This window comes from Paraburkholderia sp. Ac-20347, assembly GCF_017104805.1.
Lineage (GTDB): Bacteria > Pseudomonadota > Gammaproteobacteria > Burkholderiales > Burkholderiaceae > Paraburkholderia > Paraburkholderia tropica.
Map to the genome: position 1 here is coordinate 1 of NZ_JAAGPN010000299.1, position 9,059 is coordinate 9,059.

Genomic DNA, 9,059 nt, shown 5'->3' on the forward strand with positions numbered 1-9,059 from the left:
CCGCCCTGCGCGTCGAGCCTCACGCGGCGCACGGCCGGCGCTTTCGCCGCGCCGTCCAGCGCGCGCTGCACCGGCTCATCGAGAAACAACACGCGCGCGCCGGCATTCTCGATCATGCCCGCGAGGCTGTCCGGATGCGAAGCCGGCGACAGCGGCGCGACTGCCGCGCCCGCGCGCAACGCGCCGAGAAACACCGCCGCGTACCACGGCGACGCGTTCGCGCAGATCGCCACCACGTCTTCGGGCATCACGCCGTCGCGTTGCAAGGCGCTCGCGCACTGATCGATCATCGCGTCGAATTCGGCGTAGCTGTAAACCGTGCCGTCGCAGACGAGCGCTGCGTGATCGCCCTGCTCGCTCGCCCATCTGCGGATCTGCTCGCCGATGCTTTCGAACGGCGGCTGGTCGAGCGCTGCTGTGGAAGTCATGTCGTAGTGCTCCGCTGATCAGAGATAGCTCGCGAGTTCCATCTTGGCGATGGCGTTGCGATGCACTTCGTCCGGGCCGTCCGCGAGGCGGATCGTGCGGGCGCTCGCGTATGCGCGCGCGAGACCGAAGTCGTCGCTCACGCCCGCGCCGCCATGCGCCTGAATCGCCCAGTCGATCACCTGGCAGGCCATCGCGGGCGCGGCCACCTTGATCATCGCAATCTCCTTGCGCGCCGCCTTGTTGCCCACGGCGTCCATTTTCCAAGCCGCGTGCAGCACCAGAAAACGCGCCTGATCGATGAGGATACGCGCATTCGCAATGCGCTCGCGCGTGACGCCCTGATCCGCAATCGCACGGCCAAATGCCGTGCGTTTCGTGGTGCGTTTGCACATGGCTTCGAGCGCGCGTTCAGCGCGGCCGATCAAACGCATGCAGTGGTGAATGCGGCCCGGCCCGAGTCGCCCTTGCGCGATTTCAAAACCGCGACCTTCGCCGAGCAGCACATTCGTGACCGGCACGCGCACGTTTTCGAACAGCACTTCGGCGTGACCGTGCGGAGCGTCGTCGTAACCGAACACGGGCAAATGGCGCAGCACCGTGACGCCGGGCGTATCGAGCGGCACCAGCACCATCGACTGGCGCTGATGACGATTCTCGCCGTGCGGATCGGTTTTACCCATGAAAATAAGGATCTTGCAGCGCGGATCGTTTGCGCCCGAGATCCACCATTTACGCGCGTTAATCACGTAATGGTCGCCGTCGCGCTCGATGCGTGCTTCGATATTAGTCGCATCCGACGAGGCCACCGCAGGCTCGGTCATCGCAAAGGCCGAACGGATCGTGCCGTCGAGCAGCGGCGCGAGCCACTCGCGCTTTTGCGCCTCGCTGCCGTAGCGCAACAGCGTTTCCATATTGCCCGTGTCGGGCGCGGAGCAATTGAACGGTTCCGCGCCGATGGCCGAGCGCCCCATGATTTCGCACAGCGGCGCGTATTCCAGATTCGTGAGGCCGCCCTCGGATTCGTGCGCGGGCAGAAACAGATTCCACAGTCCCGCACCGCGCGCCTTGTCCTTGAGCTTCTCCATCACGGGCGCAGGCTGCCACGGATTGCCCGCGCGGCGCGCCGCATCCATTTCGGCCGCGAACTGTTCCTCCGCCGGATACACATGCTGATCCATGAAGGCCGTGAGCCGCGCCTGCAGATCCTTCACCTTGCTCGAATGTTCGAAGTTCATAAGCTGATTTCCGCTGGATTGACCGGTTGAATGTCGCGCGATGCACGCGTCGCGCTAGCGCATGGCATCGACTTCGCGCGCGAGCGCCCACGCCTGCTCCGCGAGCGGACGCGTACGCTTGCCCGTTTCGAGCGCGAGCGCACTCGACGCGTTGCCTTGCAGCGCGCGCGCCATCACGCCCTGAAGAATGCCGACAAGCCGGAACATGTTGAAGACGAGGTAGTAGCCCCAATCGACTTCGGAAACGTCGTCGCGCGAGGCGCGCGCGACACGCTGCAAATAACGCTGCAAATAGGCCTTTTCGCCGGGAATGCCGAGCGCGGCGAGATCGAGTCCGATCAGACCGCGCCGCGCGCCCGCCTGCATATGCCAGATCATGCAGTGATACGCGAAGTCGACGAGCGGATGGCCGAGCGTGGACAGTTCCCAGTCGAGCACGGCGAGGATGCGCGGCTCACGCGCGTCGAAAATCACGTTGTCGAGCCGATAATCGCCATGCACGATGCGGCGTTCGTCGCCCGCCGGAAGATGCTTCGGCAACCAGTCGATGAGGTGATCGGCGGCCTCGATTCGCTCCGTCTCCGAGGCCCGATATTGTTTGGTCCAGCGCGCCACCTGACGCTCAATGTAATTGCCCGCGCGGCCGTAATCGCCGAGACTGATCGCGTCGGGATCGACCGAATGCAACGCGGCGATCACGCGATTCATTTCGTCGTAGATCGCGTCGCGCGCTTGCGGCGTCATGCCCGGCAGCGCCGCGTCCCAGAAGATGCGGCCCTCCACGTACTCCATCAGATAGAACGGCGAGCCGATCACCGCCGCGTCCTCGCACAGCGCGTACGCCTTCGCGACCGGCACGTCGGTCTGCGCGAGCGCGCGAATCACGCGGTATTCGCGATCGACGGCATGCGCGGACGGCAGCAGCACGCCCGGTGGCTTGCGCCGCAGCACATAGCGCGCGCCGCCCGCATCGAGCAGAAAGGTGGGATTCGACTGCCCGCCCTTGAACTGCTCGACGTGGACGCCGCCGGCAAAATCATGCAGATGCTCGCGCATCCACGTGGCGAGACGTGCGACGTCGAAGGCATGCGCGTCCGCCACGGGACGCGTGCCGCTGAAGCTCGACTGCAGATCGATACTCATGGATTCGGGCAGCCTCCATCGGCGGCGCGCAGGGACGCCACTGCGCCCGATTTACGCCGCATGAAAATTCTGCAAAGCAGGTGTGAATTCTGCATTGCAGAAATGCTAGCCTGCGCGATGGAGGTGTGTAAAGATCTATAAAGCGCGAATGGCTCGGGAAAAACCCCAGTGGAAAGCGCGACCGTGAGTCAGTCGGCATTCAATAAGCATTGGATGGCGACTGAACGTGTCTGCCCGGCAAACAATCGATGAAATGCCGCGCGAGCACCTTTCAAAAATATTACCGACAATAAATTGATCAGGATGTCGAACGATTCAGGCGCGATTCAGGCGAAAAAAAAACGCAAGTCGCTCATCGCGCTTGCGTTTCTTTGCAACCGGCTTCGGTGTTCACCGTCCGGCCACAGCCGCTTCGATTTGTCCGATCATCTGCACCAGCCGCGGCTTCACCTCATTGAGCAGAAATTCCGACGTGAGCGAAAACGACGGACCGCCCACGTTGATCGCCATGACCGGCAAGCCGCCGCCCGGCTCGAACGCGCGCGCAATACCGTTCACGTCTTTCTGCCACTCGCCGAACGAACACGTCACGCCCAGCGTCTCGTGATCGCGCACGCCCTGCTCGATGCCGCGCCGCACGTTCGGCCACGCGACATCGTCGAGTTCGCGGATCTGCTCCATGACGTCGTCGCGTTCGCGCGGCGCCACGGCCGCGAGCCACGCGCGCCCAATAGCCGAAGTGGCCAGCGGAATGCGCGAACCCACGTCGAGCGTGAGCGCCAGCGCCGCCGTGCTACGGCAGCTTTCGATGTAGAGCATCGAGAGCCGGTCGCGCACGCCGAGCGACACCGTGCCGCCCGAGAACTCCGAGAGTTCCTGCATCATCGGCCGCGCGATCTTGCGCACGTCCAGACGCGCGAGCATCGAACTGCCGAGCGCGAGGCACGCCGTGCCGAGCCGATAACGCCCGGTGTCCTCGAGGTGAATCAGATAGCCGATCTTCGTGAGCGTCATGGTCAGACGCGAGACCGTCGAGCGCGGCAGCTTGCAGCGTTGCGCGATTTCCTGATTGGTCAGCGTCGTGTCGCCGCCGCGAAAGCAGGCGAGGACGTCGAGCCCCCGGGCCAGCGCGGTCACGAAATGACGATCTTCCTTGTGGGCGCTTTTGCGAGCCGGCTTCGGCGCGGTATCGGACATTGCGATAAGAATGAAGTGGGCGCGCGTGCCGCGAGCACGGCACGGTTTTGGGTTCGCGGAATTATATGCTGTATCGCAGGATCGACGGCGCGCGTCAATGGGTGGGGAACCCTGGCGTACCGCGGCGGCCTGGGTGGCCGGGCGGGAATGCGATGCGGGGATGCGAGCCGGATCGCGTGACTGGAGAAATCCGGCGCGCGGCCAGCTGTATCGTCCGGCCGCACGCGAAAATTACTTAGCCATCCTGTTTATTGTGCAGGCTTGAGCACTACGCGAAAGCGCGCCTTGCCGCTCATCATGCGCTCGTACGCTTCGGCGGCGCGCTCCAGCGGATACTCCTCGATCATCGGCTTGACGCCGGAAATCGCGCTGAATGCGAGCGTTTCCTGCGAATCCGCCGCCGTGCCCGACGGCCAGCCCTGCACCGAATGACGTCCCATGATGAACTGCGTGATCGGCACTTCGACGGGCTCCTCGGACACGCCCACCATGATCAGTTTCCCGTTCAGACCGAGACCGCCGATGGCGGCGCTCATCGCCTTGCCGCTCGTGACCGTCGCAAGAATCACGCGCGCGCCGCCGAGCGCGAGCAAGGCTTCGCCCACGTTCTGCGCCTGGCTGTCGATGTAATGATGCGCACCGAGTTCTTTCGCGAGCGGCGCCTTGTCCTGTCCGCGCGCGATGGCCACGGTGACGAAGCCCATCTTGCGCGCGAACTGCACGCCCAGATGACCGAGCCCGCCGATGCCGAGAATCGCCACCACGTCGCCGGCGCGCGCGCCGCTGTTGCGCAGCGCGTTGAAGGTGGTGATGCCCGCGCAGAGCAGCGGCGCGGCGTCGACGTCGGAGAGGTCGTCGGGCATGCGCGCGAGCGCTTCCTGCGGCGCGACCATATATTGCGCGTAACCGCCGTCGTAGCTGATGCCGGGCACCTGGGCCGTCTGGCACAGCACGAAGTCGCCGTGGCGGCAGCGATCGCAATGGCCGCAATGGCCGCCGTGCCAGCCCACGCCCACGCGCTGCCCCGCTTGCCAGCCCTCGACGCCCGCGCCGAGTGTCTCGATCACGCCCGCAATCTCGTGGCCCGGCACGCGCGGATACGCAAGCCCCGGCCACAGGCCGTCCTTCGTCATCGAATCGCTATGGCAAATACCGCACGCCTGCACCTTGATCAGCACGTGGCCCGCGGGCGGCTCCGGAACCTCGCGCTCGACGAGTTCGAGAGGACCGCCCGCTTTCGTCACCTGCACTGCCTGCATCGTTCGCATACGTTGCTCCTCGATCTGGAAGGAATGGCCGCGATATGCCGGGTTGGCAAGTGATCGAGGATACGCGGATCGTGTGTCATCGGATGCATGGATGGCCGTCACGACGGCGTTTTTGGCGGTTCGACGGCATCGCGCGGCGGCCTGCGGGCTCAATTCAAGCCATATTTAGCAAATATCTCCACGTGGAGAGTGGAATAGGGTTCGATCGCGAGGACTTCCTTATCGGCCACGCGAGCGCCGGCAATTAATCAGGAATCCGATCAATTGATTCGTACGATCACACGACGCTCGTCATGCCGCCGTCGACGAATAGCGTCTGGCCGTTCACGAAACTCGACGCTTCCGAAGCAAGGAATATCGCCGCCCCGCACAACTCTTCGACCCGTCCCCAGCGCCCCGCAGGCGTACGCTTGCAGAGCCATGCGCTGAACTCGGGATCGTCGACGAGCGCACGGTTCAGGTCGGTCGCGAAATAGCCCGGCGCGAGCGCGTTCACCTGCAGGCCGCGCGGCCCCCAGTCGGCGCACATGCCTTGCGTGAGCATGCGCAGCGCGCCTTTCGAGGCCGCATACGGCGCGATGGTGGGCCGCGCCAACGCGCTCTGCACCGAACCGATATTGATGATCTTGCCGCGCCCGCGCGCCAGCATGTGTCGCGCGACCGCCTGCGAAACATGGAACACGCCGTCGAGATTCACGCGCATCAATTCGCGCCAGTCGCTCGCGGCGAAGGTTTCGAGCGGCGCGCGCCGTTGAATGCCCGCGTTGTTCACGAGAATGTCGATAGGACCGACGCGCGTCTCGATGTCGTCGACGGCGTGAGCCACCGCATCGGCGTCGGCCACGTCGAAGATCGCTGTCGCGACGTCGAAGCCCTCCGCACGCAGACGCGCGGCGACATCGTCGGCCTGCGCCTGATTGCGTCCGTTGATCACCAGCGACGCGCCCGCGCGCGCCAGTCCGCCCGCCAGCGCGAGTCCGATGCCGCGCCCCGAACCCGTGACCAGCGCGCGTCGGCCATTGAGGCCAAACATCCGGGCGATCTCCTGGCTCGAATCCGCCTGTTTTTGCGTCTCGTTCGTTTCGTTCGTCATAGTCTGCCGTTTCGTTTGCGAATTCATGAGTTCACCGCATCGCCCGGATACGCGCCAATACTCTTTCGTGACCTTGTTATCATGAAGTTTGATAACCGATCCCGAATCGCTGCAGATCGCGGCGAATGACGACAAAACTAATGGCGACAAAACGAATGACGACACAACGGCAGCGATCCGGAAAGCGACCACGATGGAATTGAAACACTTGCGGGCATTCGTTGCACTGGCGGAGGAACTGCACTTCGGGCGCGCCGCCGCGCGGCTGTGCATCGTGCAGCCCGCGCTGAGCATGCAGATCAAGACGCTCGAAGACGATCTGGGCGCGCGTCTCTTCGACCGTGACCGGCATAGCGTGTCGCTGTCGGCGACGGGCGCGATTTTCCTCGCAGAAGCGCGTGCCACGCTGCATGCGGCGGCGCGTGCCGAACAGGCGGCGCGACGCTCGGCGCGCGGCGAGGTCGGGACCTTGCGGGTGGCGTTCGTGTCGTCGGTGCTGCCGCGTCTGTTGCCCGCGTTGATGCGCGAACTGCACGCGCGTTATCCGCTGATCGAACTCGATCTCAAGGACATGCCGACGCCCGACCAGATCGCGGCGCTGCACGACGGCCGGCTCGATTTCGGGCTGATCCGCCTGCCCGCGAGCGGCGCGGGTCTGGAGATCAGGACCGTGCTGGAGGAGCCGTTCGTGGTGGCGCTACCGGAGGATCACGCGCTGGCGCGCAAGGCGACGATCCGCCCCGCCGATCTGCGTGGGCAGCCCGCGTTCGTGCTCGCGCGCCGCTATGCGCCGGGGCTTTACGACGGGATGCTGCTGGCGTTGCGCCAGCAGCGCGTGACGCTCGACATCGCGCAGGAACTGGGCGAATTCACGACGCTCATCGCGTTTGTTGCGGCGGGTCTGGGGCTCGGCGTGATGCCGTTGAACGCGGCGGCGGCGCTGCCGCCGAATGTGGTCGCGAAGCCGCTCGATCTGCGCGGCCATCGCACGGCTGTCGGGCTCGCGTGGCGCGAACCCGACAGCGCATTGAAGCGCATCTTTGTCGATGTGATGGCAGCGTGCGTAGCGCACGCAAGCTGATGAGGCAACGAAGAAGGCAACAAAAAAATAGCAACCAAGCGCCCTACGCCGCGGCCTCCGGTTGCGCCTCGTCGACGGACTCATTCGCCGCTTCGCTCGTCCATTGGCGCGCACGCGCGTTCATCGCCGCATCGGTACGCAGGCGGAACGTCGCCACCGCGTCGGCCATCAAGTTGGCCTGCTGTTCCAGCGAACCAGCCGCCGCAGCCGCCTCTTCCACGAGCGCCGCGTTCTGCTGCGTGACCTGATCCATCTGCGTCACGGCCTGCTCGACCTGCTCGATGCCCGCGCTCTGCTCGACGGTCGCCGACGCGATCTCCTTCATCAGCCCCGACACGCGCTCGATCGACGCCACCACTTCCGCCATCGTCGCGCCCGCCTCGGTCACGCGCGCACGGCCGCCACGCACGTCCTCGACGGACTCGTCGATCAGCGACTTGATTTCGCGCGCCGCGGCCGCGCTGCGTTGCGCGAGGTTGCGCACTTCGCCGGCGACCACCGCGAAGCCGCGTCCCTGCTCGCCCGCGCGCGCGGCTTCGACCGACGCGTTGAGCGCGAGAATATTGGTCTGGAACGCGATGCCGTCGATGATGCCGGTGATGTCGGCGATCTTGCCCGAGCTGCGCGTGATCGCTTCCATGGTCTCCATCGCTTCTTCGACAACGCGTCCGCCGCGCTGCGCGACCTCGGCCGAGCGCGCCGCCAGCGAACTCGCTTCGCTCGCGTGTTCGGCGTTCTGGCGCACCGTCGCGGTCAACTGCTCGGTGCTCGCGGCCGTCTGTTCGAGCGACGCCGATTGCTGCTCGGTCCGGCTCGACAGATCGAGATTGCCCGCCGCGATTTCGCGCGCGCCCGTGTTGATCGCATCGCAGCACGCGCGCACGTTGCTCACCGTGAGCGTGAGGCCTTCCTGCATGCGGCGCATTGCGTCGAGCAACTGGCCGATCTCGTTGCGGCCGCCCGTCGCGATCGGCACCGCGAGGTTGTTGGCCGCGATCTGGTTGAGCGCTTCGACGGCGACCGCCAGCGGCGCGGTCACGAGCCGGCGCAGCGCGAGATGCGTGACGACGACGAGCGCGAGCGCGCCCGTGAGCCCCACCGCCACCATCGCCATGACCCAGCCGTGCTCGCGCTCGCCTTGCGCGAGCGTGGCGCGCACGGCGGCGTCCTTGTCGGCGTGGAAGGCCGCGATGCTCGCGGCGAGTTGCGAGCCCGTCTGCGCCATCTCGCCCGTCGCGAGCGTCGCGTAAGTCGCGGTGTCGCCGTTCTGCAGCGCGTCTGCAGCGCGCGTGAGCACGGTGTTCATCGCGGCCTGCGCGTCGAGCACGGCCGCACGGCGTGACGGTTGCGCGATCGCGGCGGCGTCCGATGCCACATTCGAAGCCGTATTGGAAGCGGTATTCGTCGATGAATCCGATGCGCTGCCCGACGAAGCCTCGGCCACGGGCGCATTGGCGCGCAGCGTATCCGCGTCGTGCGCGGCCTGCGTGACGAGATCGCGGGCGGCCGCAAGCGCGGTATCGCGCGCCGACGTATCGTTCTGCTCCTTCAACGCCGCATAGGCGCGCGCGAGCGTCGCCTGCGCGCGCGCCGAGTGGCCGCCGATCGCATCG

Annotated in this window: 8 protein-coding genes; 1 reads left to right on the forward strand and 7 read right to left on the reverse strand. The window is 65.7% G+C overall.

Annotated features, from left to right (window positions below):
• From G3N97_RS33150 to G3N97_RS33175, 6 genes are all read right to left on the reverse strand, one after another.
• On the reverse strand, positions 1–428 hold a 428-nt coding region (locus tag G3N97_RS33150; RefSeq protein WP_205997124.1), incomplete at its 3' end, for a class I adenylate-forming enzyme family protein.
• An 18-nt stretch (positions 429–446) separates the two neighbouring features.
• Positions 447–1,664, reverse strand: a complete 1,218-nt coding sequence (locus G3N97_RS33155; protein ID WP_205997125.1) for an acyl-CoA dehydrogenase family protein — start codon at positions 1,662–1,664, stop codon at positions 447–449.
• Positions 1,665–1,718: 54 nt separating this feature from the next.
• Positions 1,719–2,807 (reverse strand): phosphotransferase, encoded by a 1,089-nt coding sequence (locus tag G3N97_RS33160; RefSeq protein WP_205997126.1) that lies wholly within the window; start codon positions 2,805–2,807, stop codon positions 1,719–1,721.
• 390 nt (positions 2,808–3,197) lie between these two features.
• Complete coding sequence (locus G3N97_RS33165) at positions 3,198–4,004, reverse strand: IclR family transcriptional regulator (protein ID WP_205997127.1); 807 nt, start codon at positions 4,002–4,004, stop codon at positions 3,198–3,200.
• 248 nt (positions 4,005–4,252) lie between these two features.
• Positions 4,253–5,272, reverse strand: coding sequence for an alcohol dehydrogenase (locus G3N97_RS33170; RefSeq protein WP_205997128.1), 1,020 nt, complete (start codon positions 5,270–5,272; stop codon positions 4,253–4,255).
• A 277-nt stretch (positions 5,273–5,549) separates the two neighbouring features.
• Entirely contained in the window at positions 5,550–6,305 is a 756-nt protein-coding gene (locus G3N97_RS33175; RefSeq protein ID WP_241030986.1) for a glucose 1-dehydrogenase, read from the reverse strand.
• 253 nt (positions 6,306–6,558) lie between these two features.
• Here G3N97_RS33175 and G3N97_RS33180 point away from each other — a divergent pair, with 253 nt between their 5' ends.
• Positions 6,559–7,446: a LysR family transcriptional regulator gene (locus G3N97_RS33180; protein WP_205997130.1), complete on the forward strand. Its 888-nt coding sequence runs from the start codon at positions 6,559–6,561 to the stop codon at positions 7,444–7,446.
• 43 nt (positions 7,447–7,489) lie between these two features.
• Here the strand turns inward: G3N97_RS33180 and G3N97_RS40045 are convergent.
• A partial coding sequence (locus G3N97_RS40045; RefSeq protein WP_205997131.1) for a methyl-accepting chemotaxis protein occupies positions 7,490–9,059 on the reverse strand: 1,570 nt, incomplete at its 5' end.